This window comes from Bradyrhizobium huanghuaihaiense, from assembly GCF_025200885.1.
GTDB classification, from domain to species: domain Bacteria; phylum Pseudomonadota; class Alphaproteobacteria; order Rhizobiales; family Xanthobacteraceae; genus Bradyrhizobium; species Bradyrhizobium huanghuaihaiense.
On record NZ_CP104172.1, the window covers coordinates 3362436 to 3388186 of the forward strand.

The following is a 25751-nucleotide window of genomic DNA, read 5'->3' on the forward strand; positions in this document are numbered from 1 at the left end:
GCACCCGTGCGCGGAATGTCGCAGGGGCAGTTGGGCGTTGCAATCTTGGGGCAATTTTGCCGGACCACATGCTGGGCTCCTAACCACACCAGTCGACTCGGCAAGGAAAGCCGGTCCGGGGCCCTGAAATGAAGCATATTGACGAAGCCGCTCTCCGCCTCACGGTGAATGCGCGGTGGACGACCGCCTGTCTTGCCGCACTCGGTGCGATCATGGCGACCGCGCAATCCGCATCGGCGCAGACCGCGTTCACGCTGCCGGCTCCGCCATTCGAGCTGCCGATGCTGCCGTCGCCGTCCGGCAACTGGACTGTCATGGTCGGTATCGGCGGCGAATACACGCCTGACTTCGTCGGATCGAAGAACAGCAAGTTTCGTCCGATCCCGATCTTCACCATTCGCCGCGCCGGATCGATCGACCAGTTTCGCGGACCGCGCGACAGCGCCAGCATTGCGCTGCTCGACGTCGGCAATTTTCGCGCGGGCCCTGCGTTCAAATATGTCTCCTCGCGCAAGAGCAGCAAATATGCCGAGCTGACCGGCCTCGGCGACGTCAAGGCCGCATACGAGCTCGGCGGCTTCGTCGAATATTATCCGGTGGATTGGCTGCGCCTGCGCAGCGAGTTGCGTCAGGGCTTCGATGGCCACACCGGCACAGTGGCCGACGTCTCCGCCGACGTCATCGTGCCGCTGATCCAGAGGCTGACGATCTCGGCTGGCCCGCGCTTCACCTGGAAGAGCACGAAGGCCACCGCGCCGTATTTCGGCGTCGATGCCGCGCAGGCGCTGGCTTCGGGGTTGCCGATGTACAATGCCAGGGGCGGCGCGCATTCGGTCGGCTTCGGCAGCCAGATCTCCTACCGCATCAATCCGCAGTGGGAGGTCCATGCCTATGTCGAATACGAGAAGCTGCTCGGCGATGCCGCGGACAGTCCGCTGGTGAAGCAGCGGGGATCGTCGAACCAGACCACCGTCGGCCTCGGTGCGTCCTATTCGTTCGACTTCAGGATTCGATAGTCGCCATGCGTCGCAGTGTCATTCTTTGGATTGGTCTCGCGATCGCTTCCGTTGCGCTCAGCGCCGCTGCGGCGTTCGAGACGCGCGCGACGAAACTCCAGGCGATCAAGTCAGTCGGCATCGTCTCGGCGATCGGCGAGGAGATGAGCCTGACGCGCGCCGGCCTGACCGGGCTCGGGAACACAGCGCAAAGCCTCTCGATCAGCGCATGGGGACTGGATGAGTTGATCGTCCAGCAGGCGACGAAGCTCTTGAGCGGGCGCTTTCGCGTGCAGCCGGTGAATTACAGGCGCGCCGCGTTCGCTGCTGTCAGGGATTCAGCGGTTACGCCCGTCAACCTCCTGCGCAGCGATCCGTTCAAGGAATTGGTTCGCAGCGACGTCGTCCCCCAGGGGCTGGATGCCTACATCGTCATCACCCGGGCAAGATCGAAACTCGGCAACGGCCGCAATGTCGAGGGCGTCGGGCTTGCCCAATACCGGACGCTGCTTGCAGATTACGGGCTGATCCACGCGCTGTACGAAGTGCGCGTGATCGAGGGGAAGTCGTTCGACGTGATCGAGAAGCGGGCGGCCGCGCCGCTCGACAACACCGGGACCCTGCGGCTCGCCGGTCCAAGCGGGCCGATCGACGAAACGTTCGAGGGTCCGGCTGCGAGCGAGCGGCTGCGGGCGGCGATCGCGGATCTGATCACGCGCAGCCTGCCCGTCACGCTGGGCGACATGCACCTGATCGACGGCCAGTGAGCCTCTAGGTCACCGGCGCCGGATTGAACAGCGTGAGATCGTTGTGAATGCCCCAGCGATCCGACCACGGTTTTGTGCGGCCGGAGGCGACGTCGAGGATCAGGCGGAACAGGTCCCAGCCGCATTCCTCGATGGTCTTCTCGCCGGTGGCGATGCTGCCTGAATCGAAATCGATCAGGTCCTTCCAGCGCCGTGCCAGCTCGCTGCGGGTCGCGACCTTGATCACAGGCGCGGCCGCAAGGCCGTAGGGCGTGCCGCGGCCGGTGGTGAACACCTGCAGCGTCATGCCGGAGGCGAGCTGCAGCGTGCCGCAGATGAAGTCGGATGCAGGGGTTGCCGCGAACAGCATGCCCTTCTGCGTCGCCTTCTCGCCGGGCGAGAGCACGCCGGTGATGGCGGAGGAGCCGGACTTGACGATCGAGCCGAGCGACTTCTCGACGATGTTGGCGAGGCCGCCCTTCTTGTTGCCGGGCGTGGTGTTGGCGCTGCGGTCGGCGCCGCCGCGGGCGAGATAAGAGTCGTACCAGGCCATCTCGCGCACCAGCGCGCGGCCGACGTCCTCGTTGATGGCGCGTCGGGTGAGCAGCTGGATGGCGTCGCGCACTTCGGTCACTTCCGAGAACATCACGGTGGCGCCGGCGCGCACCAGCAGGTCCGCGGCAAAGCCGACGGCGGGGTTGGCGGTGACGCCCGAGAAGGCGTCGCTGCCGCCGCATTGCAGGCCGATGACGAGATCGGAGGCCGGGCAGGTCTCGCGCTTGCGGGTGTTGAGCACCTTCAGCCGCGCCTCGGCCTGGGTCATGATCGCATCGACGATGGCGCCAAAGCCGTCGAAGGCCTCGTCCTGCATGCGGACGATGGCATCGCTCACGCCTTCCGGCACCAGGCGCTCCGGCGCGAGCTTCTCGCAGCCGAGGCCGACGACGAGAATCTCGCCGCCGAAATTGGGGTTCAGCGCGAGGTTCTGCAGGGTGCGGATCGGCACCACCGCGTCGGGCGCGGTGATGGCGACGCCGCAGCCATAGGCGTGCGTGAGCGGCACGACGTCGTCGACATTCGGATATTTCGGCAGCAGCTCGGCGCGGATGCGCTTGACCGCATATTCCATCGTGCCCTTGACGCATTGCACGGAGGAGGAGATGCCGAGGATGTTCTTGGTGCCGACCGAGCCGTCAGGATTGCGGTAGCCCTCGAAGGTGAAACCTTCGAGCGGCGGCAGCGGAGCCGGGACGGCGGTGGAGATTTCCAGCTTGTCGAGGGCAGGGGCCTCCGGCATGCGGATGCGCGCCTCGTCCACCCATTCGCCGGCCAGGATCGGCGAGAGCGCGTAGCCGATGATCTCGCCATAGCGGATGATCGGGGCGTCTTGCGCGATGTCGACCAGCGCCGTCTTGTGTCCCTGCGGCACGAAGGCACGTAGCGTCAGGCCGCTGGCAAAGCGGGAGCCGGCGGGAAGCCCGAAATCATTGACCACGATCGCGACGTTGTCGCGTTCGTTGAGCTTGATGTAGCGGGGCTGCTCTTTCGCTGCGACGTCCTGGTCCATCGTGGACTCCGGATTTGTAGGGTGGGTTAGCGCAGCGTAACCCACCAATGTCGGTGTCCGCGGAAGCAGAAGAGGTGGGTTACGCTGCGCTAACCCACCCTACGATGCCTGCGATGTCTCAACCCGGGAACGTATAAGCCGTCTTCACCGTGGTGTAGAACTCGCGCGCATAGGAGCCCTGCTCGCGGGCGCCGTAGCTCGAACCCTTCCGGCCACCGAACGGCACGTGATAGTCGACGCCGGCGGTCGGCAAATTGACCATCACCATGCCGGACTCGCTGTTGCGCTTGTAGTGCGAGGCGTATTTCAGGCTGGTGGTGCAGATGCCGGAGGCGAGGCCGAATTCGGTGTCGTTGGAGATGGCGAGGGCTTCCTCGTAGTTCTTGGCGCGGATGACGGCGGCGACCGGGCCGAAGATTTCCTCACGCGCGATGCGCATGTTGTTGTTGGCCTCGGTGAACAGCGCCGGCGCGAGGTAGTGACCGGGGTTCTCGCGCTTGAGCAGCTCGCCGCCGAAGGCGAGCTTGGCGCCCTCGTCCTGGCCGATCTTGATGTAGCGCAGGTCCTGGTCGAGTTGGCTCTGGTCGACCACGGGGCCGATATGCACGCCGGCCTTGAGCGCGTCGTCGACCGACAGGCCCTTCAGGCGCTCGGCCACCGCCGCGACGAAGCGGTCGTGGATGCCTTCGGTGACGATCAGGCGCGAGGACGCCGTGCAACGCTGGCCGGTCGAGAAATAGGCGCCGTTGACGGCGACCTCGACGGCGGTCTTGAGGTCGGCGTCGTCGAGCACGACCAGCGGATTCTTGCCGCCCATCTCGAGCTGGAACTTCTTCATCGGGTTCGACAGCACGCAGGCCTGCGCGATCTTGCGGCCCGTTTGCACCGAGCCGGTGAAGGAGATCGCGGCCACATCCGGATGATCGAGCAGCGTCTGGCCCACCACCGAGCCGGAGCCGACCACGAGGTTGAACACGCCGGCGGGAATGCCGGAGCGGGTGATGATTTCGGCGAGCGCGTGGCCCGAGCCGGGCACCAGCTCGGCCGGCTTGAACACCACGGTGTTGCCGTAGCAGAGCGCGGGCGCGATCTTCCAGGCGGGGATCGCGATCGGGAAGTTCCAGGGCGTGATCATGCCGATGACGCCGACCGGCTCGCGGGTGAGCTCGACGTCGAGGCCGGGACGCACCGAGGCGCCCTTCTCACCGATCAGCCGCAGCGCTTCGCCGGCGAAGAACGCGAAGATCTGGCCGGCACGGGCGACCTCGCCGATGCCTTCCGGCAGGGTCTTGCCTTCCTCGCGGGCGAGCAGGCGGCCGAGCTCTTCCTTACGGGCAAGGATTTCAGTCGAGATCTTGTTGAGCGCGTCGTAGCGCACCTGCGGGGTCGACTGCGCCCAGGCGGGGAAGGCGGCCTTGGCGGCGGCGATCGCCTTCTCGGTCTGCGCCTTGTCGGCCTTGGCGTATTCGCCGACGAGATCGTTGGTGTTGGAGGGGTTGATGTTCTTGGTGACGCCGGAGCCGTCGACCCATTCGCCGCCGATGAAGTTCTTCAGGATCGCAGTCATCTTTTTCCTCCAGGGAACGCTTTTTAACGGACGAGGCAGGGACGCTTGTCGTCAAACGTCCAGCCGGGGATCAAGTCCTGCATGGCCATAGCGTCATCCCGGGCGCCGAGTCCATGCTTCTTGTAGAGCTCATGCGCTGCCTCGATGGCGGTGCGGTCGATCTCGATGCCAAGGCCGGGGCGATCGGGCACGGCGATCTTGCCGCCCTTGATCTGGAGCGGCTCTTTGGTCAGGGCCTGGCCGTCCTGCCAGATCCAGTGGGTGTCGATCGCGGTGACGTTGCCGGGAGCGGCGGCGCCGACATGGGTGAACATCGCGAGCGAAATGTCAAAGTGGTTGTTGGAATGCGAGCCCCAGGTCAGGCCGTTGTCACGGCAGGTCTGGGCAACGCGCACCGATCCTTGCATGGTCCAGAAATGGGGATCGGCGAGCGGAATGTCCACCGCGCCCAGACGCAGCGCATGGGAGAGCTGCCGCCAGTCGGTGGCGATCATGTTGGTCGCGGTCGGCAGGCCCGTGGCGCGACGGAACTCGGCCATGATCTCGCGGCCGGAGAAGCCGGCCTCGGCGCCGCAGGGATCCTCGGCATAGGCGAGGATGCCATGCATGCCCTTGCAGAGGCGGATCGCCTCATCCAGCGACCAGGCGCCGTTGGGGTCCAGCGTGACGCGCGCGTTGGGGAAGCGCTTTGCGATCGCGGCGACGGCCTCGATCTCCTGCTCGCCGCGGAGCACGCCGCCCTTCAGCTTGAAGTCGGCGAAGCCGTAATGGTCGTGGGTGGCCTCGGCGAGCCGTACCACGGTTTCGGGCGTCATCGCTTCCTGGTGGCGGAGGTTGAACCAGTCGGGCTTGCCGGTCTCGCCGGTGACGTAGTCGAGCTTGCTCTTGCGGCGGTCGCCGACGAAGAAGAGATAGCCGAGCGTCTCGACGCTCTTGCGCTGCTGGCCTTCACCGAGCAGGGCGGCGACCGGCAGGTTGAGATGCTGGCCGAGCAGGTCGAGCAGCGCGGATTCGATCGCGGTGACCGCGTGGATCATCACGCGCAGGTCAAAGGTCTGCTTGCCGCGGCCGCCTGCGTCGCGGTCGGCAAAGGCGGTGCGGACGTCGGCGAGGATATTGTTCATCGCGCCGACGGTCTTGCCGATCACGAGATCGCGGGCGTCCTGCAGGGTCTGCCAGATCTTCTGCCCGCCCGGCACCTCGCCGACGCCGGTGTGGCCGGCATTGTCGGTGAGGATGACGATGTTGCGGGTGAAGAACGGCGCATGCGCGCCGCTGAGGTTGAGGAGCATGCTGTCGCGGCCGGCGACCGGGATCACCTGCATCGCTGTGACGACCGGTGCGCCGGAGATATTGGTCTCGGCCATCGCACGCTCCTCCTGTTGTCGGCTGCTATTCTGCAGCCTGTTGTGACGATCGTGCGGCGGGCAGCTTCTTCACCAGCGCGGCCAGCTCCGCGATCTCCTGCTCGGTGAGGTCGGTCAGCGGCGGACGGACCGGGCCGGAATCGCGGCCGATCACCTTCATGCCGGCCTTGATGATCGAGACCGCATAACCCTTCTTGCGGTTGCGGATCGCGATCAGCGGCAGGATGAAATCCTTCAGACCGGCATGGATCGCCGCATGGTCGCGCTTGCGCACGGCGGCGTAGAAATTGGTGGCGAACTCCGGCACGAAGTTGAACACGGCCGACGAGTACGTCGTCACGCCCATGTCGAGATAGGGCAGGGCGAAGGTCTCGGCGGTCGGCAGGCCGCCGACATAGGTCAGGCGATCGCCGAGCTTGGTGTAGACGCGGGTCATCAGCTCGATGTCGCCGATGCCGTCCTTGTAGCCGACGAGGTTCGGGCAGCGTTCGGCAAGGCGCGCGAGCGTATCGGGCTGGAGGATGGCGTTGTCGCGGTTGTAGACAATGACGCCGATCTTCACGGAGGCGCACACCGCCTCGACATGGGCGGCAAGGCCCTCCTGCTCGGAATGGGTGAGGTAGGGCGGCAGCAGCAAGAGGCCATCGGCGCCGGCCTCTTCAGCGCCGATCGCGATCTCGCGGGCGATCGCGGTGCCGTAGCCGGTGCCGGCGAGCACGGGCACGCGGCCGTTGGTCTCGTCGACGGCGACCTTCACGACCTCGGGAACCTCGGTCGGGGTCAGCGAGAAGAACTCGCCGGTGCCGCCGGCGGCGAAGAGTCCTGCGACATCATAGCCGCACAGCCAGTCCATGTTGGCGCGGTAGGTCGCCTCGTCGAAGGAATAGTCCGCCTTGAAGGGCGTGACGGGGAAGGACAGGAGGCCCGATCCGATCTTCTGGGCCATTTCCTGCGGGGTCATCTTGCTCATGGGCGCGGCTCCCTTATTGCGTGTTGTGGAGGACGCAAGCAGAAGGCTGCGCGTCCATGCGCCGTGGTTTAGGCAACCGTTCGATGCGCGTCCAAGCCAAAGCCTATATCGACCAATGCGGATTCAGCATCAATCTTCCATCGTCTCCGCGGAGGACAATTCACCGGCGATTTTGACCAGCGCCGACAGCAGCGGATTCTCGTCCTCGCGGCGCCAGACCATGAACAGCTCGACCGGGACGCGGTTGCGGAGCTTCAGGGGACGCAGCCGGACGTCGGAGATCTTCAGGCTCGCGGCCGCGGCCGGCACGATGGCAAGGCCGAGGCCGGCGCGGACCATGGCGAGGATGGAGTGGATCTGGCTGAGATGCTGGACGTAGCGCGGCAGCACGTCGGCTCGGGTGAAGAGGGCGACCAGCAGGTCGTGGAAGTAGCGGCTCTCATAGGGCGAATACATCACGAAGGGCTGGTCGTCGAAATCCTTGATGGTGATGCTGTCGGCATTGGCCAGCGGATGCTTCTTCGGGATCGCAGCGAGCAGGGGCTCGGCGACGACGCGGCGGCTGGTCAGCTCGGGCCGCGCGATCGGCGGCCTGAGCAGGCCGGCGTCGATCTGGCCGGAGGTCAGCGCCTCGAACTGGTCGCCCGACACCATCTCCTTCAGCGAGAAGTCCACCTCGGGCAGCTTGGCGCGGCAGGCGGCGACGAGCTCGGGCAGGAAGCCGTAGGCGGCCGCCGCGGTGAATCCGATCTTCAGCGAGCCGGTCTTGCCGAGCGCGATGCGGCGGGCGACCTGCGAGGCGCTTTCGGCAAGCTTCAGGATGCGCCGCGCCTCCGGCAGGAAGCTGCGTCCCGCCGGCGTCAGGCGCACCGAGCGGCTGGTGCGCTCGAGCAGCGGCGCGTCGATGATGTGCTCGAGCACCTGGATCTGCCGGGACAGCGGCGGCTGGGTCATGTTGAGCCGCGCGGCGGCGCGGCCGAAATGCAGTTCCTCCGCCACCGTGACGAAACAGCGGAGCTGGTTGAGGTCGAACATCGATACATGCCTTAGATGGATAAGGCGTTTCCCCGGCACTTCTAGCATCGATCATCCCCAAAACAAAGACGGCGGCCGTGAAGCCGCCGTTGAGTTGCCTGGTCAAGCTCCCATGGGAGCTCTCAGGAGGAACGTTTGAGCGTCACCCGCTCGATCTTTCCGACGATGACGAGATAGGCGAAGGCGGCCACCAGCGCGTTGAGCCCGACGAACACCAGCGCGCCGTTGAACGAGCCGGTCGCGGCCAGGATGTAGCCGATCACGATCGGGGTGGTGATCGAGGAGAGGTTGCCGAAGGTGTTGAACAGGCCGCCGGAGACGCCGCCGGCTTCCTTCGGCGAGGTGTCGGAGACGACCGCCCAGCCGAGCGCGCCGATGCCCTTGCCGAAGAAGGCGAGCGCCATGAAGCCGACCACCATCGCCTGTCCGTCGACATAATTGCAGGCGATGATCGACATCGACAGCAGCATGCCGCCGACGATCGGGATCTTGCGCGCCATGGTCAGCGAGCCGGTCCGGCGCAGGATCGCATCCGAGATGATGCCGCCGAGCACGCCGCCGATGAAGCCGCACAAGGCGGGCAGCGTCGCCACGAAGCCGGCTTGCAGGATCGACAGGCCGCGCTCCTTGACGAGGTAGACCGGAAACCAGGTCAGGAAGAAATAGGTCAGCGTGTTGATGCAGTACTGGCCGAGATAGACGCCGAGCATCATGCGGTTGGAGAGAAGCTGCCGGATATGGTCCCAGCCGGAGCCGGCCTCGGGCGCACGCTCGCGCAGCTGATCGTCCTTGGGCGCGTCGAGATCGACCAGCGCGCCGCCTTCCTTGATGTAGTCGAACTCCGCCTCGTTGATCGAGGGGTGCTGCTTCGGACCGTAGATGGTCTTGAGCCAGACGAGGCCCATGACGACACCGAGCGCGCCCATCACGAAGAACACGAAGCGCCAGCCGTAGCTGTGAGCGATCCAGCCCATCAGCGGCGCGAAGATCACGGTGGCGAAATACTGCCCCGAATTGAAGAAAGCCGACGCGGTGCCCCGCTCGTTGCTCGGGAACCAGGCCGCGACGATGCGGGCATTCGCTGGGAAGGAGGGCGCCTCCGCGACGCCGACGAGCAGGCGAAGCGCAAACAGCACGACGATGGCCGCGCCGGCGCTGAGGAAGCCGACCCAGCCCTGCATCAGCGTGAACAGCGACCAGATGATGATGCTGAAGGCATAGACGAGGCGCGAGCCGTAGCGGTCGAGCAGCCAGCCGCCCGGCACCTGCGCCACGACATAGGACCAGCCGAAAGCCGAGAAGATCCAGCCCATGGCGACGGGATCGAGATGCAGCTCCTTGGAGAGCGCGGGGCCGGCGATCGAGAGCGTGGCGCGGTCGGCATAATTCACGGTGGTGACCAGGAACAACATGGTCACGATGAACAGCCTGACGCGAGACCTCCTCACGTCCGCTGCGGACACCACTGCGCTCATCACGCGCCTCCTTAGAACTCGAAATGTTTCCTCAAGGCGAGTCCTAGAGGCGCGTGCGGCAAGGTGTCCAAGTTCAAGGCAGTATCGATCGATGCCGTTTTTGGATTGATGGAACGCCAGGTTGGGGGAACGATCGTGAGGGTGGACGAGACGCCAGCCCCAAGCTCGTCATTGCGAGCGCAGCGAAGCAATCCAGTATCTTTCCGCGGAGGGATTCTGGATTGCTTCGCAATGACGGTGTGGCGGGCGGCGGGTAGCCCGCATGAGCGTAGCGATATGCGGGGAGAGTGGTCCCGGATGTCGCTGCGCTCATCCGGGCTACGATGTCGTCGCGTGGCCTACTGCTGCGCGCTCGGCAGCAACTGCGGCAGAAACCCGCGCGTCACGTTCGGCGGCACGGCATCGAGGCCGAGCACTGCGCTTGCCGCGGGCAATGCCGCATCCGCCATCGCGGCGTGGCCTTCGGCGCTCGGATGCACGGCGCCGCCATAGACGGCGGAGAGCACGCCCCAGGTGGCGTCGTGGATGTCGGTCGGCTGGCTCGCGGCCGGCAAGCCTTGCGGATAGGTCATCGCGGCGAAATAGCTGTCATTGGCGTCGCGGATCCAGCGTGCGCGCGGCAGATAAGCGCGGTACTCCGAGGCGCCGCGGCCGCACAGCATCGGCTGGCTCGCCGAGCTCACGATATCGGGGTTGAAGCTCTGGCCGTTCTCGGCAAAGCAGCTGCGGTCGAATTCGGGATCGTTGCCGGAATGGGCGCAGAAACCGTGGTCGGCGAATGCGGCCTGATGCGCATCGACGAAGGTCATGCGGTCGGCTTCGGGATCGCGGCACAGCGCACCGCGCGTGCAGGTGGCCAGCCCCTTCAGTTGCGGCAGGAACTCGGTGTCGACGAAGGTCGAGACGCGCGCGAGGCGCTGCGGATCGGCGTTGAAGGACGGGTGGATGTCGAAGCCGGCGCGGCCGCCGCGGCAGGGCACGCCGCCGTCGGCGAGCGCCGGATTGGCGTAGGAGACATAGACCACGTGCGAGAGGTCGCCGCCGACCAGCGGCTTCAAGGTCTCGCGCAGCTTGACGAAATTCTGTGGCAGCTCGCGCGCCAGCGCGTCGCGGGAATCATCAACGCTCGCCATCACGCCGGAGCGGCGGAACAGCGCGCGCTCGGTCGCGGTCTCGACGATGACGTCGGCGACGAGGCCGGAGAAATAGACGTCGTTGGCGCCGACCGAGAGCAGCACGAGATCGAGCGTGCGGTCCGGCTGGCGTTTCTTGGCCGCGGTGAGCGCCTCGCGCAACTCGGCGACCTGCGCGTTCACGCTGGTGTTGCAGACGCCGGTCTTGCCGGGCGGGCATTCGCGGGCGCGCTGCGAGCCGAGCAGCCCGTCGCCGATGCTGGCGCCGGTGCAGGCGAGCGGCAGATAGGTCACCGCGATGTGGGTATAGCGCACCGCGAGCGCCAATGCGGTGCGGGCCTGGTAACTGTAGAGCGAGCGGTGGCAGGGCGCATTGAACCACAGCGCGCTGTAGTGCTGCCAGTTGGCGAGCGTGTCCGGCGCCTCGCATGCGCGGCCGCCCTTGTAGCCGGCCCGGCTCGGCCGGTAGTACTGCGCGCCGGCGGTGCCGAGATAGGAGCGGAAGCAAAATCCTTCGTCCGACAGCGCCAATGGGCGGTCCGGATTGCCTTCGCCCGAGGCGATGCTGTCCCCTAAGCCGGCGACGAAGACGTCGCGCACCTGGATCTCGGTCTGGACGCGCTGGGTCGGGTCGGCGCCGGCGGAGATGTCGACGGTCGCAACGGTCTGCTTGCCGTAGCGGACGCGCAGATTGACCGGCTCGGCGCAGTCGAAGGTCGAGGCCTGCGGTCCGTCGCCGTCGTCGAACGTCCAGGCACAGGTGGCCCCGACCGGCACCGCGCCGACGAGGCGCACGGTCACGGGATGGTCGATCGGCGTGATGTAGTTCTCTTTGACGTTGTCGCGGGTGCAGGGCTGGTTGACCCGGCCCTGCAGGTCGATGCAGAGCCGGTTGACCATGTTGCGGGCCCAGCCACGACCCTCGCTCTGCAGCTCCAGCGACTGCTCGGCGGCGAGAATGCTGCGGTTACGCGCATTCTCGACATGAAGCAGGAAGTCGCGCTCCTCGCGGAACAGGCGGAAGCGGTTGCGCACCTCCCAGGAAATCTGCATGGCGCCGGCGTCCTGCGCCGCTGCGCGCGGGAGCGGCGAAGCGGCCAGAATTCCGGCAAGCAGCAGGACGCTTGCGGAGAGGGTGCGAAGGGATACAGGGATCATGGCCCGCGTTTTCAACGGCAAAGTTGAGGCGGAAATAAGAGGGGATTGCCTCCCCGCCCGCAAGCCCTCCGGCTCCAGATCGCAGCCTACCGTTTATTGGCCTGTCGCAGCAGCCGTTCGCGCTCCATCGGCGCCACCTGCTTGGGCAGATTGGCCTGGGCGCAAGCCTCCGCCAGCCGCCGTCGCTCCTGCCAAGGCTCGACCACGTTCATCCAGAGCTCGCGCGTGCCCATGATGGAGATGGCGAGGCCGAACGGGATCACGAAATAGAGCAGGCGGAACACCAGCAGCGTCGCCAGGAGCTGCTCGCGGCCGAATTCGGGCAGCGCCACCAGCATGGCGGCGTCGAACACGCCGATCGAGCCGGGCGCATGGCTGGCGAAGCCGAGCAGCGTCGCCAGGATGAACACCACGGCGAGCGAGAGGAAGTCGATCGGCGGATTGGCCGGCATCAGCAGGTACATCGCCGTGGCGCAGAAGCCGAGATCGACCACGCCGATCAGGATCTGCAGCAGCGTCAGGGGCGCCGAGGGCAGCACCACCTTCCAGCCCTTCTGGCCGAGCTCGCGCCGCTTCTCGCCCATGCAAAGCCAGACCAGATAGGCGCCGATCGAGGCAAGGCCGCCGAGCGCGATCAACCGGTTGAGCGACGAGGGGAGCTGATCCATCGAGGACGCGGCATCCGGATGGATGGCCATGCCAATCGAGAGCACGAAGATGTTACCGAGCCAGAAGGTCAGGCCCGATAGGAAGCAGATTTTCGCGACGTCGATCGCGTTCAGCCCATAGTCCGAGTAGATCCGGAAGCGGATCGCACCGCCGGTGAACACCGTGGCGCCGATGTTGTGGCCGATCGAATAGGACGTGAAGCTGGAGAGCGCTGCGATGCGATAGGGAACGTGCTTCTTGCCGATCGTTCGCAGTGCAAAAAAGTCATAGAAGGTCAGCGTACAGAACGCGAAGAAGACGCAGATCGCCGCCAGCCCGATGCTGCCGCGGGGAATCTCGGTTAACGCGGTCAGGATCACGCCGGTATCGATGCCCTTGAGGGTCCGCACCAGCGTTGTGATGGCGAAGGCGATGATGAACACGCTCGCGGCAATTCCGAGCCGTCGCCAGCCAATCCATCTCTTGAAGCCGCGTTTCAGCGCGGTCAGCAGTCCGTGCATTCATCCTCCCGGCGGGGGGCAAGACCGACCCGGCCGGGCATGGGCCAGTCGGGCGCGATCGTTGCCGAAGGCAGTGTCGATCGCTGGATATGATCCAGCTCATTTAAGGCAAAAACAGTGACTTGTGCAGCCCTTGACAAGGATAGGTTCTGCGCAAGACCGACTACTTTTGTCATATGCGGTTCACATCGGGCGCGCGTTAAGCATATGAGTCGGCGGATCGGACCGGATCGGACGTTCACATGTCGGCACACTCTCATATCGTGCCGCCGCCTGCATTGTTCCAGCTCAAGCGATGCTGGCTTTTATGGAACGTCGATGCCGGGCTCTCGTTAGCGGCTCATCAGTAACCGAACATGGCGGAATAAGCGGCTTTTCGTGCAAGCCGCGGCCTCCGTGTTCCCGAAACGCAAGAGGATTGGAACGATGGGACTGTTCACAAAGGACATCAAAACCATGAACGACCTGTTCGTGCACCAGCTCCAGGACATCTACTATGCCGAGCAGCAGCTCACCAAGGCGCTGCCGAAAATGGCCAGCAAGGCCACCGATCCGCAGCTGAAACAGGGCTTTTTGACGCACCTCGAAGAAACCAAGCAACATGTCACGCGGCTCGAGGAAGTGTTCAGGATGCACGGCGTTGCCGTGAAGGCGGTCGACTGCCCGGCCATCGACGGCATCATCGAGGAGGCCGATGAGACCGCCGGCGAAGTCGCCGACAAGGCGGTGCTCGACGCCGCGCTGATCAATGCGGCGCAGGCCGCCGAACATTACGAAATCGTACGCTACGGCAGCCTGATCGCCTGGGCCAAGCAGCTCGGCCGCAACGATTGTGCCACCGTGCTGGCCAAGACGCTGGAGGAGGAGAAGGCGACCGACAAGAAGCTGACGGCGCTTGCCGAGAGCAAGGTGAATTTGCGCGCGGCGAGCTAGGGCTGGTGTAGCCAGGAAAGCGCCGCGGTTCGCGCGGCGCTTTTGCCTTGCCTCGGCCGTCGTCATTCCCCGCGAAGGCGGGGAATCCGGTACGCCGCGGCTTCTCCGTATCCTTGCGCTGCTGCGGCCATCCTTCCGCCATTATCGAAGCATGATGGCGCGCCGGGCGCGTATGGTTCGCATGGGGCTGCAACTGAGGTGGCAGCATGCGCGTGAGCACCATCAAATATGAAACCTTCGACGACGGAGCCGGCGCACGGCGTGCCGGCTCGCGTCTTGCGACCTCGCTGACGCTGGCCGCGATGAGCCTCGGCTACGGCGTGGTGCAGCTCGACGTCACCATCGTCAACACCGCGCTCGATGCGATGGGCAAGACACTCGGCGGCGGGGTGGCCGAGCTGCAATGGGTGGTCAGCGCCTACACCATCGCCTTTGCAGCCTTCATCCTGACATCAGGCGCGCTCGGCGACCGGATCGGCGCCAAGCGCGTCTTCATGGCGGGGTTCGCCATCTTTACCGCGGCCTCGCTCGCCTGCGCGCTGTCGCCCAATGCCATGGTGCTGATCGCGGCACGATTGGTCCAGGGGCTGGCGGCGGCGATCCTGGTGCCGAATTCGCTGGCGCTGCTTAATCATGCCTATACAGATGATCGCGCGCGCGGCCGGGCTGTTGCGATCTGGGCTGCCGGCGCCAGCCTGGCGCTCACCGCGGGCCCCTTCGTCGGCGGCGCGCTGATCACCCTGGTCGGCTGGCGCGCGATCTTCCTCGTCAACCTCCCGATCGGCCTGATGGGTCTTTGGCTGAGCTGGCGTTATGCGACCGAGACCACGCGCGCGCCCTCGCGCGAGATCGATCTGCCCGGCCAGCTCGCAGCGATCGGCGCGCTGGGGGCGCTGGCCGGCGCGATCATCGAGGGCGGGGCGCTCGGCTGGGATCATCCGGCCGTGCTTGCGGCCTTCGCGGCGGCCCTGGTCCTGGGCGTGCTGTTTATCTGGCGGGAAAGCCGCGCGGCGCAACCGATGCTGCCCTTGTCGTTGTTCGGTCACCGGCTGTTTACCCTGACCGCGTTCGTCGGACTGCTGGTGAACATCGCGATCTACGGACTGATCTTCGTGCTCAGCCTGTACTTCCAGAGGATCAACGGGCTGTCGGCGTGGTGGACCGGGCTCGCCTTTGTGCCGATGATGGCGGCGGTGCTGCCGGTCAATCTGCTGGCGCCGCGCCTTGCCGAGCGCATCGGCGCGTGCCCGACCATCGTGGTCGGCGCCAGTATCTCGGCGCTGGGCTGTCTCGGCCTGCTCTGGATCGAGGCTGACACGCGCTATTGGATGATCTGCGCGCAGATGATCGCGATCAGCGGCGGCCTCGGGCTGCTGGTGCCGCCGCTGACCTCGACCCTGCTGGGCAGTGTCGAGAAGGCGCGCTCCGGCATCGCGGCCGGCGTCCTGAACGCGACGCGGCAGACCGGCAGCGTGCTCGGCGTTGCGCTGTTCGGCTCGCTGGTGGCCTCGGAGGGAGCCTTCATGGCCGGCCTGCACGCCTCGCTGGCCGTATCGGCTTCCGTCCTGCTGCTCGCTGCGGCCGTGATCGGGATCGGCGCGCCCTCGCGAGGATGAACAATCCGAGCGAATGAACACATCTCCCGTTCACCATCCGCGGAACCGGCACATAGCCGGTTACCGATCGTCCACCTCTGTCGGTTGAAGTGCGGCTCCATAGGGGCCGGCAATGTATCAAGTTCTTTACTGTCTCACCGACGAGCATGATTGGCGACTGGTTGCGCTGGGCGGAGCGGTGTGCCTGCTCGCGAGCGCCGCAGCCATCAGCCTGTTTCACCGGGCGCGCGCGACGCGGGGCCCGGGACGGCTCGCCTGGATCGCTCTGGATGCTGCCGTCAGCGGATGCGGCGTCTGGGCGACGCATTTCATCGCGATGCTCGCCTATGGGCCGGGCGGCGCCGGCGCCTACAACATCCCCGTCACGATACTTTCGTTGATCCTCGCGATCTCCGTGACCTTCGTGGGGCTGAGCATCGCGGTATCGTCCTCACGCGCGGCCTGGGTCATCGTCGGCGGCGCCATCGTCGGCGGCGGTGTCGCGGCGATGCACTACACCGGCATGGCGGCGCTGGAGATGCCGGCCCGCGTGGACTGGATCGGAAGCACGGTTGCCGCCTCGGTGCTGCTCGGAATTGTCTTTGCCGCACTCGCGCTGTTCGTCGCCGCGCGACGCGACGATCTCTCCCATGCGCTGGGCGCGACCGCCTTGCTGACGCTCGCCATCGTCGCACATCATTTCACCGCGATGGGCGCCGTGCTGCTGACGCCGGACCCGACGCTCGCGATCAGCGGGCTCGCCGTTCCGCCTGCCTCGATGTCCTTCCTCACCGCCACCGCCGCGGTTGCGATCATCGCGATTGCGCTCGTTGCCGCGCTGCTCGACCGCCGCGCCAAGGGCGAGCTCGGACGCCAGCAACTGGTGCTGGACTCCGCACTCGAGAACATGTCGCAGGGACTGTGCATGTTCGATGCGGACGGCAAGATCATCCTGTTCAACGAGCGCTATGCGGCGATGCTTCGCCGCACCGACATCGCGCTCACCGGCCGCCTGCTGGTCGACGTGCTCAGGGAAGAGCAGGCCAAGGGCCAGTGGCAGGGCGACGCCGATCAATTCTTCGCGCGCCTCGTCGCCGATGCGCGCGAGGGCCGCACCACGACCGACGTCGTCAACCGGTTCGGCCGTTCCATCCGTGTCGTCAACCAGCCGATGCAGGGCGGCGGCTGGGTCGCGACCTTCGAGGACATCACCGAGTGGCTGGAGGCTCAAGCCAAGATCACGCACATGGCGCGCCATGACGCGCTGACAGGCCTGCCGAACCGCGTGCTGTTCCACGAGGAGCTCGAGCAGGGACTGCACCGGGCGAGGTCGGACGACCAGCTCGCGGTGCTCTGTCTCGACCTCGACCACTTCAAGGACATCAACGACTCGCTCGGCCATCCCATCGGCGATGCGCTGCTCAAGGAGGTCGGCCGCAGGCTGAAGGCCACGGTCGGCGAGCACGACACCGTGGCGCGGCTTGGCGGCGACGAATTCGCCGTGGTCCAGATCGGACGGTCGGAGGAAGCCGCTGCGCGGTCGCTTGCCGCCCGCCTCGTCGAGGTGATCTCGGCGCCTTACGAGATCGACGACCATCAGATCGTCATCGGTGTCTCGATCGGCATCTCGCTGTCGCCGCAGGACGGCAACAATCCGGACGAGCTGTTGAAGAACGCGGACCTCGCGCTGTACCGCGCCAAGGCGGACGGCCGCGGCACCTATCGCTTCTTCGAGACCGGCATGGATGCGCGCGCGCAGGCGCGGCGCCTCCTGGAAATGGATCTGCGCGCGGCGCTGCAGCGCGACGAGTTCCAGCCGTACTACCAGCCGATCCGCGACGTCGCCAGCGGCCGGGTCGTCGCCTTCGAAGCGCTGCTCCGCTGGAACCATCCGCAGCGTGGCCTGATCGCTCCCGTCAGCTTCATTCCGCTCGCCGAGGAGACCGGTCTGATCGTCCAGCTCGGCGAATTCGTGCTGCGCTCCGCCTGCACCGACGCGGCCACCTGGCCCGACGATGTCGACGTCGCCGTCAACCTGTCGCCGGTGCAGTTCAAGAGCCCGAACCTGATCGCCTCCGTGACCGCGGCGCTGGCCGCCTCGGGACTTGAGGCGCACCGCCTCGAGCTCGAGATCACCGAATCCGTGCTGCTGCAGAACAGCGAGGCGACGCTCACCACGCTGCACGAGCTGCGCGCCATGGGCGTGCGGATCTCGCTCGACGATTTCGGCACCGGCTACTCGTCGCTGAGCTATCTGCGCAGCTTCCCGTTCGACAAGATCAAGATCGATCGCTCCTTCGTGTCGGAGCTTGCGACGCGCGAGGATTCCATGGCGATCATCCGCGCCGTGACCGGCCTTGGCCGCAGCCTCGGCATCGTCACCACGGCGGAAGGCGTCGAGAACGACGCGCAGCTCGAGCTGCTCCGGCGCGAGGGCTGCACCCAGGCGCAGGGCTATCTGTTCAGCAAGCCGCGACCTGCCTCGGAAGTCGCGATGATGCTGGACCGGCCTCGGCTGCGCGCCTCGGCCTGAAGGATCAGCCGCGGCGCAGCGCGAAGTGCGCGCCGCAGAACGCCATCACGGCGCCGAGGCACAATGCGGCAAGCCCGGCCAGCACGCCCGAGACCGTCGGGATCGGGCTCGGCGCCGAGGCCACCTGGCCGGCCCCCGCAAGCAGCAGCACGCCGACTGCGATCAGGAATTGCCGCATGCGCTGCGGGATCTGGCCGGAGACCGCGCTCTGCATCAGGCTCGCCGTGAAATAGCCGCCTGAGAAGCCGACGGTCGCGATCAGCCACCAGGCGATCGCAGCGCCCGCCGGAATGAACTCATGCGTGTCGGAGCGCCAGAGACCGCCGAGGTCGAGACCGTAGCGCGCGCCCAGCATGTGCACCGCGAGCGCGAGCAGCACGCCGGAGATCATTGCGGCGCCGAGAATCAGGCGACGCGGAAAAAAGGTCGTCTCAGCCATGCCTCGCTTGTAGGATGGGCGAGGGCGATCGCGCAAGCGGATCGCGGACGGGATTGATTTCGAGATGCAGGTTTCCGGAGCCGAGGCGGCCACGAGCTACGCCTACAAGGCCTCGCTGATCGGCTCGGCGCATCGCTTCGAGCTGACGGAGGAGGGATTGTCCTGGCACATTGCCGGCCGTTCGGGCCTGTGGCGCTATGACGAGATCTCGGCGATCCGGCTGTCGTTCCGCCCGGTGTCGATGCAGCAGCACCGCTTTCGCGCCGATGTCCGCCACAGCGGCGGCGGCCGCATCGCGATCCTGTCGACGAGCTGGCAGACCGCGGCCCTGATGGCGCCGCAGGACAACGGCTTTCGCGATTTTCTGATCGAGCTCCATGCGCGGATGGCGAAAGCGGGCAGCCGCGCCGAATTGACCGCAGGTCTCGGCCGCAAGACCTATGCGGCGGTGCTGGCGTTCCTGGCGGTGCTCGCCGTGGCGATGGCCGGGCTGTTGATCCGCGCCCTCATGATCGGCGAATTCGCCGGCGTGCTGTTCATCCTCGGCTTTGCCGCGCTGTTCGCCTGGCAGGTCGGCGGCTTCGTGCGGCGCAACCAGCCGCAGAGCTACAGTTTCGATCGCGTGCCCAAGGCCCTGCTGCCGTAGTCTTCACAGCGCGCTACTCCGTCGAGTCGAAGTCCTCTTCCTTGGTGCCGAGCAGCGAGACGATTGTGCGCAGGCCGGAATCGAGCTGCTCCGGGGTGGGCGGAGCGAGCGCGAGCCGCACCGCATTCGGTGCATGGCCATGCGCGATCGCGAAGGTTGAGGACGGCGTCAGCGCGATGCCGCGCCTTGCTGCTGCGGCGACGAAGGTCTGCGAGCGCCAGTGCGACGGCAACGTCAACCACAAATGATATGCGCGTGTGTCGGCCGCGATCTGGTAGCCGGCGAGCAGCCTTGCCGCGGTCTGCTGGCGGCGTGCGGCGTCGAGGCGTTTCAGCCGCGTCAGCTCGGCGACGGTGCCGTCGGCCATCAGCCGCTGGCCGGACGCGAGCGCGTGGCCCGAGGCGATCCAGCCGCCGGTGCGGACCGCGCTCATCACGCTCTCGCGCAAGTGAGGCGGTGTGACGAGGATGCCGAGTGCGAGGCCCGGCGCGACCTTCTTGGACAGGCTGTCGATCACGATGCAGCGGTCCGGCCCGAGCGCGGCCAGCGGCGTGTCGTCGGCGAGGAAGCCGTAGACGGCGTCCTCGATGATGGTGAGATCGAGCTTCTCGGCAACGCGCATGATGTCGGCACGCCGCGTCGCGTTCATGGTGACGCCGAGCGGATTCTGGATGATCGGCTGCAGGTACAGCGCCGACAGATGCGCCTCGCGATGCGCCTTCTGGATCGCATCGGGACGCGCGCCGAATTCGTCCATTGGAATCGGGACCAGCGTGATGCCGAGCCGCGCTGCGATGCTCTTGACGTAAGGATAGGTCAGCGCCTCGACGCCGCAGCGTCCGCCGGTGGGGACAAGCGCGGCGAGTGCGGCCGCGAGCGATTGCTTGCCGTTGGCTGTGAAGACGATCTGCTCGGCCTGCGGCGCAAAATCCTTGCGGGCGAGATACGCGGCCGCCGCATTGCGCGCGCTTTTGGTGCCGGTGCTCGTCGAGACGCGCAGCGCGGATTCGAGCGCGTCGACGCGCTCCAGCCCCGCGAGGCTCTTGGCGATCATCGCCCATTGCTGCGGCAATAACGGATAATTGACCTCGAAATCGATCCGAGCATCGCGCGGCTCGCTCAGCGCCTCGACCTCGCGCCTGATGTCGCCGGAGATGAAGGTGCCGCGGCCGACCTCGCCGACCACGAGGCCGCGGCGGAGCAACTCCGTATAAACCCGGCTCGCGGTCGAGACCGCGATGCCGCGATCATAGGCAAAATTGCGCTGCGGCGGCAACCGGTCGCCGGGCCTTAACGTGCCGTTAGAGATATCCGCGGCAATGGCATCGGCAAGCTTCACGTACTCGAACTTGGACATTATTGCACCGAGAGCAATGTTTTACTTGCTCCGAGTAGTGTACTGGAGCATTTAAGTTCCATCAAGTTCCGCGATTGAGCCGAGGGGAGCGAGAGCAATCCGACGGCAAATGAGGTGCAGGCGCTGAATGCGTCCGCGCCAACGGCACCTGCTTCGCCGCGCGGGACGATACGCCGGAGAAGAAACATGACCACGATCTCGCAAACTGCCGGGCGGAGCTTACGCCCATCCTCGTCGAGCGGAATTTTTGCAACGCTCGCCAATGCCGCCTACGCGCTGTTCGACCGCCTGGAGCGCCGCTCGGCCGTCAAGACCCTGAACGAGCTCGACGACCGCGCCCTGCGCGACATCGGCATCAATCGCAGCCAGATCGAGGACGCCGTCTACGGGCAGTTCAAGGCCGAGCTGTCGCGGTATCTGTGAGCCTCTCGTGTCCCGGACGCGGTGCGGCACGCAGTGACGCGCCGCAGCGCCGGGACCCCGCAGGCCCGCACTCGCTGCTGCATGGGCCCCGGCGCTGCAGCGCACCGCTGAAGTAGCGCCGCGCCGCGTCCGGGGCACGAGAGCGGAGTTTTCGGGCGCAACTGTTTCCGCATCGTCATTGCGGGCGCAGCGAAGCAATCCAGAATCTTTCCGCGGAGGCAGTCTGGATTGCTTCGCTGCGCTCGCAATGACGGAGTGTGTGGTTGGCACCATCGTTCCTTTGCTCGCGTCTCAATCGCAGACACACCTTCGCGTCCTCGCGGCTCATCTCGCCCGAGCTTTGCCTCGATGCCTTGCCCCCAATGAAAGAGGGCGCAGGGAAGACCGGGTGCCGGCCGGGCACCCACGGTCCACTGTGCGAAAGGTGGCAACAAGGAATTTGCACAGCGGCATACAGGTGAAGCCTAACACACGGCCTTCCCTGCGCAGTGGTTTTACGGTTTATGTCGCGCTCTCCTCGGGGAGCGATGCACTATTGCCCCCGTCGCCATGCGGATGACTGGTGCGCGCGCCCGGTCGGGTCGCCACATCACCGCAAGACTTGGCGCACAGACCCCGGGCGCCAGGACCACACGATTTGGCCGTACGCTGATGGCACCGGTCGTATGCACGACGACCTTGCTCACGGTCTCCCGCCCTGCAAATCCGTTCGCGCCAACGCCATCTGCGTCCACCGCCGCCCGGCCCGCGTTCGTGACGATCGCGATACGCCCCTCTTCCTTGGGCCGGAGTGGGTGCACTATCCGTCAATTCCGAATTTCGGTAAAGCGGAATATTTTTGGCGGGACGTCTTGACCGATTTCTTGGGTGTTTTGCCCGACGGGCAGCGCAAGGTCTTGTAGCCCGGATGAGCGAAGCGATATCCGGGATTCCGTCCGCGAGCAGTCCCGGGTGTCGCTTCGCTCACCCGGGCTACGAATTGAGAACTCGCTGCTGCCCTCAGTGCCTGACCACCAGCACGGAGCACTTGGCATAGCGCACGACGTGGCCGGCATTGGAGCCGAGGAAATAGGTGCGCATCGCCGGCCGGTGTGAGGTCATCACGATCAAATCGGCCTTCATGTGCACGGCTTCCTCGAGGATCTCGTGGTAGATGCCGCCCTGGCGAACCACGCTGGAGATGCGAGCAGGCTCGATGCCGGATTCGCGCGCGACGATGGCGAGGGCTTCCTCCGAAGTCTGGCGCTGCTGCTCGTCGAAATCGGCCGGCACATATTCGGCGAGCATCACCGGCGTCATCGGCAGCACGTTGAGCAGGCGCACCGTGCCGCTCCAGGTCTGCGACAGCGTGGCCGCGGTCGCGATCGCCGGCTTGGCGAGGTCGGTGTCGGCGAGGTCGATGGGCACGAGGATGGACTTGAACATCTGCGCCTCCAGTCTTCCAGTCAGGAAGTCTAGAGCCATTTTCGTTCCGATGGAATCGGAACGGAGCTCCAGCTTCTTGTTTGGACGCGTTTTCTTGACGCGAACCGGTGTCCACTTCGCTCGAAAACGCTCATGTGGACCAAGCTGACAACCGGTCGAGACGGCGCCCGCGCGTCTCAGGCCGATCGAAGCAGCTTGGGGCTGACGAACAGCACCAGCTTGCCGCGGCGGTAGGCCACGTCCCCCCAATCCTTGACGTCAAAGTCGAAGATCGCAAGCCCCGCCGTGGGCAGGTTGTGGGCGAGCGCCTTGGCGCCGGCGTGATCGCCGCCGCCGATCAGCATCAGGGCGATCTCGTGCATGCCGGGATTGTGGCCGACCAGCAGCAACCGCTTCGGATCGGAGGGAATAGTTGCAGTGCGAATGGATTCCAGGATCTGCGCGGGATCGGCGTGATAGAGCTCTGGCAGGATCTCGACCTGCGGCGCCGGGACGCGGTCCTTCATCGTGTCCCAGGCGATGTCCCAGGTCTGCCGGGCGCGGACGGCATGCGACACCAGCACGGCATTGGGGAAGGGCGGATGGCTGGCGATCCAGTCGCCTATCTGGGCGGCATCCTTGTGGCCGCGGTCGTCGAGGCGGCGATCCTGGTCACGGCCGCTTGGCGCGTCAGTCTCGGTCTTGGCGTGACGCAGCAGCATCAAACGGCGCATGGCATTCTCGAATCGTTCCACGTCCAGGATAATCTACAGACGCCGGTTGAGGACAAGGTGACAAGCGCCCGATCGGTTCTTTAAAGCGGCGATGAGGCAAGAACAAATCGTCATCGCGATTTAAGTTGTTGTTATGAGCATGATCTTTTCGCAAAAACCGCTGCACACTTTTCCGGTTCATGCTCTAAGAAAACGACATGAGCGAGACTTTCACAAGCGTATCCCAGGAAGAAGCCGGCCTTCGCGAGCGCACGCGGCTGTCGTTCGAGCTCGACGCCGATATCTGCGTGATCGGAGCCGGGCTTGCGGGGCTCTCCATCGCGCTGGAGGCGGCCCGGCTCGGGGCCAGCGTCGCAGTGCTCGAGGGCCGGCATGTCGGCTGGAATGCCTCCGGCAACCAGCTCGGCACCGTGATGCCGGGCTTTGCGCTGCCGCTCACTGAGCTGATCGAGCGCATCGGCTTCGAGGACGCCCGCGAATTGTGGGCGCTGTCGAAGGAGGGGGCCGAATTCGTCCGCGCCAACGCCACCGAGGAGAACATGCCGGGGATCGCCCCCAGCGACGGCGTGCTGGAGGTCTCCAACGTCGATGCCGGCGACCGCCTGATCAGCCGGTTGCAGATGCTGAACGAGGATTTCGACACCGAGGTCGAGGGCTGGCAGGTCGATCGCGTCCGCGAGGCGCTGAAGACCGATCATTACTTCCACGGCGTGCACTACCCCAGGGCGTTCCAGGTCGACGGCCGCAAATACGTGCACGGCCTTGCAGGGCTGGCGCGGCGGGCAGGCGCCCGCATCTTCGAGGAGACGCCGGTCGTCAGCATCGATCATTCCGGCATCCGCAAGCGCATCGTCACGCCATCGGCGCGGCTACGCGCCACCCACATCGTGCTCGCCGGCAACATCCATCTCGGCGCGCCCTTGCGACGCCTGTCGGAGACGCTGCTGCCGGTCTGGCGTTATGCCGGCATCACCGCGCCGCTCGGCGAGCGGGTGCAGGAGATCATCGCCTTCAAGGGATCGGTGATGGATTCCGACGGCGTCGATCATTTCCGCATCGTCGATGGCGACCGCCTGATGTGGGAGAGCCCGGAGACCACCTGGGCCGCGCGACCGCAGCGTTTTGCAGGCAGCGTCAAGCGGCGCATCCGCACGATCTTCCCCCAGCTCGGCAACGTCGAGATCACCGAGACGTTCGCCGGCGCCACCGGCCAGACCGTGCACGGCATGCCGCAGATCGGCCAGTTGCGCAAAGGCTTGTGGGTGGCGAGCGGATTCGGCCGCCAGGGCATGAACACTTCGGCCATGGCCGGACAGTTGATCGCGCGCAGCATCCTGTGGGGCGATGAACGCTGGAAGCTGTTCTCGCCGTTCGAGCTGGTCTGGGCGGGCGGGGCGACCGGCCGTGTTGCCGGCCAATTGGTCGGCATCTGGGGCAGGGCGAGCTCCGCCGCCGCGGGCTCGCTCGCCCGCTACCGCGAACGTGCCAGGGTCAAGGACAGGGAGCGCGAGGCCCGTCTCGCCGAAGCCAACCGCGCCGCCGGGACCGGGCCGCGCCGTCCGCCCCCCGGCGTGCGGCCGCGGCCGGCGCCTGCACCGGAACATGCGGCCCAAGGCGTGAAGCAGGCTCCGGAACCGGCTGTCCAGGACCAGAGCGTCTCGCAATAAGTTGAGAAATCCTCCGCCCGGAAGTGTAACGTCGGCCGTTAGAGCCCGTATCTCAGGGCGTGGACTCCCCGCGCACGGAGAATGAGATGTTTGACCGCCGCATCCTGTTAACGACTGTCGCCGGCCTGTTCGGCCTTTCGGCCTTCCGCTGGTTGAGAGGATCACCTGCCGAGGCTGGCGAGAAGGCCGCGGAAACGTTCGAGATCACCAAGACGGAGGCCGAATGGCGTGCCCAGCTCACGCCGCAGCAATATGAGATCCTGCGCAATCACGGCACCGAGCGGCCGGGCTCCAGCCCGCTCTTGAAGGAGCATCGCAAGGGCATTTTCGCCTGCGCCGGCTGCGACCTGCCGCTGTTTGCGTCGGAGACCAAATTCGAGAGCGGCACGGGCTGGCCGAGCTTCTACCAGCCGATCGAGGGCAATGTCGGCAAGACCGAGGACCGCACCTACGGCATGCTCCGCACCGAGGTGCATTGCCGGCGCTGTGGCGGCCATCTCGGCCACGTCTTCGATGACGGTCCGAAGCCGACCGGACTGCGCTACTGCATCGACGGTTTCGGGCTGGTTTTCCACCCGGCTGCGGCCTCGGCGACGTAGTGAGTTGAGGTGTCATTCCGGAGCGATGCGTGAGCATCGAATCCGGAATCTCGAGGTTCTCAGGTGCGCAATTGCGCACCAGAGTTCGATGCTTCGCATCGCCCCGGAACGACGATGTGCCCCGGCAATTGTTGCCGGTCCCGGCAATTGTGCCCCGGTCATCAGACCGGGGCTTTTTCATTAAGTCATTGATTTCCTGAAGATACCCGCATTGGCATAGCCCTTGCGACTGTCTCCTC

At 65.9% G+C, this 25751-nt stretch carries 21 protein-coding genes; 9 read left to right on the forward strand and 12 right to left on the reverse strand.

The genetic code is table 11. From position 1 onward, the window contains the following. Positions 1-128: 128 nt before the first annotated feature. On the forward strand, positions 129-1016 hold the full coding sequence (locus N2603_RS15840; RefSeq protein WP_026311969.1) for a MipA/OmpV family protein: 888 nt from the start codon (positions 129-131) through the stop codon (positions 1014-1016). Between the two features lie 5 nt (positions 1017-1021). After that, positions 1022-1762: a hypothetical protein gene (locus N2603_RS15845; protein WP_260389545.1), complete on the forward strand. Its 741-nt coding sequence runs from the start codon at positions 1022-1024 to the stop codon at positions 1760-1762. A 4-nt stretch (positions 1763-1766) separates the two neighbouring features. On the opposite strand, the gene garD is transcribed toward N2603_RS15845, so the two are convergent. The 8 genes from garD to N2603_RS15885 all read right to left on the reverse strand — a co-directional run bounded on the left by garD (position 1767) and on the right by N2603_RS15885 (position 13182). Continuing rightward, entirely contained in the window at positions 1767-3308 is a 1542-nt protein-coding gene (gene garD / locus N2603_RS15850) for a galactarate dehydratase (protein ID WP_212342913.1), read from the reverse strand. 118 nt (positions 3309-3426) lie between these two features. After that, positions 3427-4875, reverse strand: a complete 1449-nt coding sequence (locus N2603_RS15855) for an aldehyde dehydrogenase family protein (protein ID WP_018642860.1) — start codon at positions 4873-4875, stop codon at positions 3427-3429. Positions 4876-4898: 23 nt separating this feature from the next. Continuing rightward, a complete protein-coding gene (gudD, locus tag N2603_RS15860) occupies positions 4899-6242 on the reverse strand; it encodes a glucarate dehydratase (protein ID WP_260389546.1) in 1344 nt (447 codons plus the stop codon). A 25-nt stretch (positions 6243-6267) separates the two neighbouring features. Next, positions 6268-7212: a 5-dehydro-4-deoxyglucarate dehydratase gene (kdgD, locus tag N2603_RS15865; RefSeq protein WP_260389547.1), complete on the reverse strand. Its 945-nt coding sequence runs from the start codon at positions 7210-7212 to the stop codon at positions 6268-6270. A gap of 129 nt (positions 7213-7341) precedes the next feature. Beyond that, positions 7342-8247, reverse strand: a complete 906-nt coding sequence (locus tag N2603_RS15870; RefSeq protein ID WP_018642856.1) for a LysR family transcriptional regulator — start codon at positions 8245-8247, stop codon at positions 7342-7344. Between the two features lie 122 nt (positions 8248-8369). Then, positions 8370-9722 carry an MFS transporter gene (locus N2603_RS15875; RefSeq protein ID WP_260389548.1) on the reverse strand — a complete coding sequence of 451 codons (1353 nt, stop codon included), beginning with the start codon at positions 9720-9722 and terminating at the stop codon, positions 8370-8372. A gap of 338 nt (positions 9723-10060) precedes the next feature. Continuing rightward, complete coding sequence (locus N2603_RS15880) at positions 10061-12013, reverse strand: SGNH/GDSL hydrolase family protein (RefSeq protein WP_260389549.1); 1953 nt, start codon at positions 12011-12013, stop codon at positions 10061-10063. Between the two features lie 86 nt (positions 12014-12099). After that, positions 12100-13182 (reverse strand): lysylphosphatidylglycerol synthase transmembrane domain-containing protein, encoded by a 1083-nt coding sequence (locus N2603_RS15885; protein WP_260389550.1) that lies wholly within the window; start codon positions 13180-13182, stop codon positions 12100-12102. 426 nt (positions 13183-13608) lie between these two features. Here N2603_RS15885 and N2603_RS15890 point away from each other — a divergent pair, with 426 nt between their 5' ends. From N2603_RS15890 to N2603_RS15900, 3 genes are all read left to right on the forward strand, one after another. Beyond that, on the forward strand, positions 13609-14115 hold the full coding sequence (locus N2603_RS15890; RefSeq protein ID WP_018642852.1) for a YciE/YciF ferroxidase family protein: 507 nt from the start codon (positions 13609-13611) through the stop codon (positions 14113-14115). Between the two features lie 206 nt (positions 14116-14321). Beyond that, a complete protein-coding gene (locus N2603_RS15895; RefSeq protein WP_260389551.1) occupies positions 14322-15731 on the forward strand; it encodes an MFS transporter in 1410 nt (469 codons plus the stop codon). 112 nt (positions 15732-15843) lie between these two features. Further along, entirely contained in the window at positions 15844-18243 is a 2400-nt protein-coding gene (locus N2603_RS15900; protein ID WP_018642850.1) for a bifunctional diguanylate cyclase/phosphodiesterase, read from the forward strand. Between the two features lie 4 nt (positions 18244-18247). Here the strand turns inward: N2603_RS15900 and N2603_RS15905 are convergent, their stop codons facing one another. After that, complete coding sequence (locus N2603_RS15905) at positions 18248-18682, reverse strand: hypothetical protein (protein ID WP_018642849.1); 435 nt, start codon at positions 18680-18682, stop codon at positions 18248-18250. Between the two features lie 64 nt (positions 18683-18746). Here N2603_RS15905 and N2603_RS15910 point away from each other — a divergent pair, with 64 nt between their 5' ends. Beyond that, positions 18747-19328: a hypothetical protein gene (locus N2603_RS15910; RefSeq protein ID WP_260389552.1), complete on the forward strand. Its 582-nt coding sequence runs from the start codon at positions 18747-18749 to the stop codon at positions 19326-19328. Between the two features lie 13 nt (positions 19329-19341). Here N2603_RS15910 and N2603_RS15915 read toward each other — a convergent pair whose 3' ends face one another. Continuing rightward, positions 19342-20685: an aminotransferase-like domain-containing protein gene (locus N2603_RS15915; RefSeq protein ID WP_260389553.1), complete on the reverse strand. Its 1344-nt coding sequence runs from the start codon at positions 20683-20685 to the stop codon at positions 19342-19344. Positions 20686-20871: 186 nt separating this feature from the next. On the opposite strand from N2603_RS15915, the gene N2603_RS15920 reads away from it, so the two are divergent. After that, positions 20872-21108: a DUF1127 domain-containing protein gene (locus N2603_RS15920; protein ID WP_260389554.1), complete on the forward strand. Its 237-nt coding sequence runs from the start codon at positions 20872-20874 to the stop codon at positions 21106-21108. A gap of 999 nt (positions 21109-22107) precedes the next feature. On the opposite strand, the gene N2603_RS15925 is transcribed toward N2603_RS15920, so the two are convergent. Both N2603_RS15925 and N2603_RS15930 read right to left on the reverse strand, forming a co-directional pair. Then, a complete protein-coding gene (locus tag N2603_RS15925) occupies positions 22108-22533 on the reverse strand; it encodes a universal stress protein (protein ID WP_018642845.1) in 426 nt (141 codons plus the stop codon). Between the two features lie 176 nt (positions 22534-22709). Further along, positions 22710-23246 carry a SixA phosphatase family protein gene (locus N2603_RS15930; RefSeq protein WP_018642844.1) on the reverse strand — a complete coding sequence of 179 codons (537 nt, stop codon included), beginning with the start codon at positions 23244-23246 and terminating at the stop codon, positions 22710-22712. A gap of 197 nt (positions 23247-23443) precedes the next feature. Here N2603_RS15930 and N2603_RS15935 point away from each other — a divergent pair, with 197 nt between their 5' ends. Continuing rightward, entirely contained in the window at positions 23444-24913 is a 1470-nt protein-coding gene (locus N2603_RS15935; protein WP_260389555.1) for an NAD(P)/FAD-dependent oxidoreductase, read from the forward strand. Positions 24914-24999: 86 nt separating this feature from the next. Beyond that, positions 25000-25512: a peptide-methionine (R)-S-oxide reductase MsrB gene (gene msrB, locus N2603_RS15940; protein WP_260389556.1), complete on the forward strand. Its 513-nt coding sequence runs from the start codon at positions 25000-25002 to the stop codon at positions 25510-25512. Positions 25513-25751: the final 239 nt, after the last annotated feature.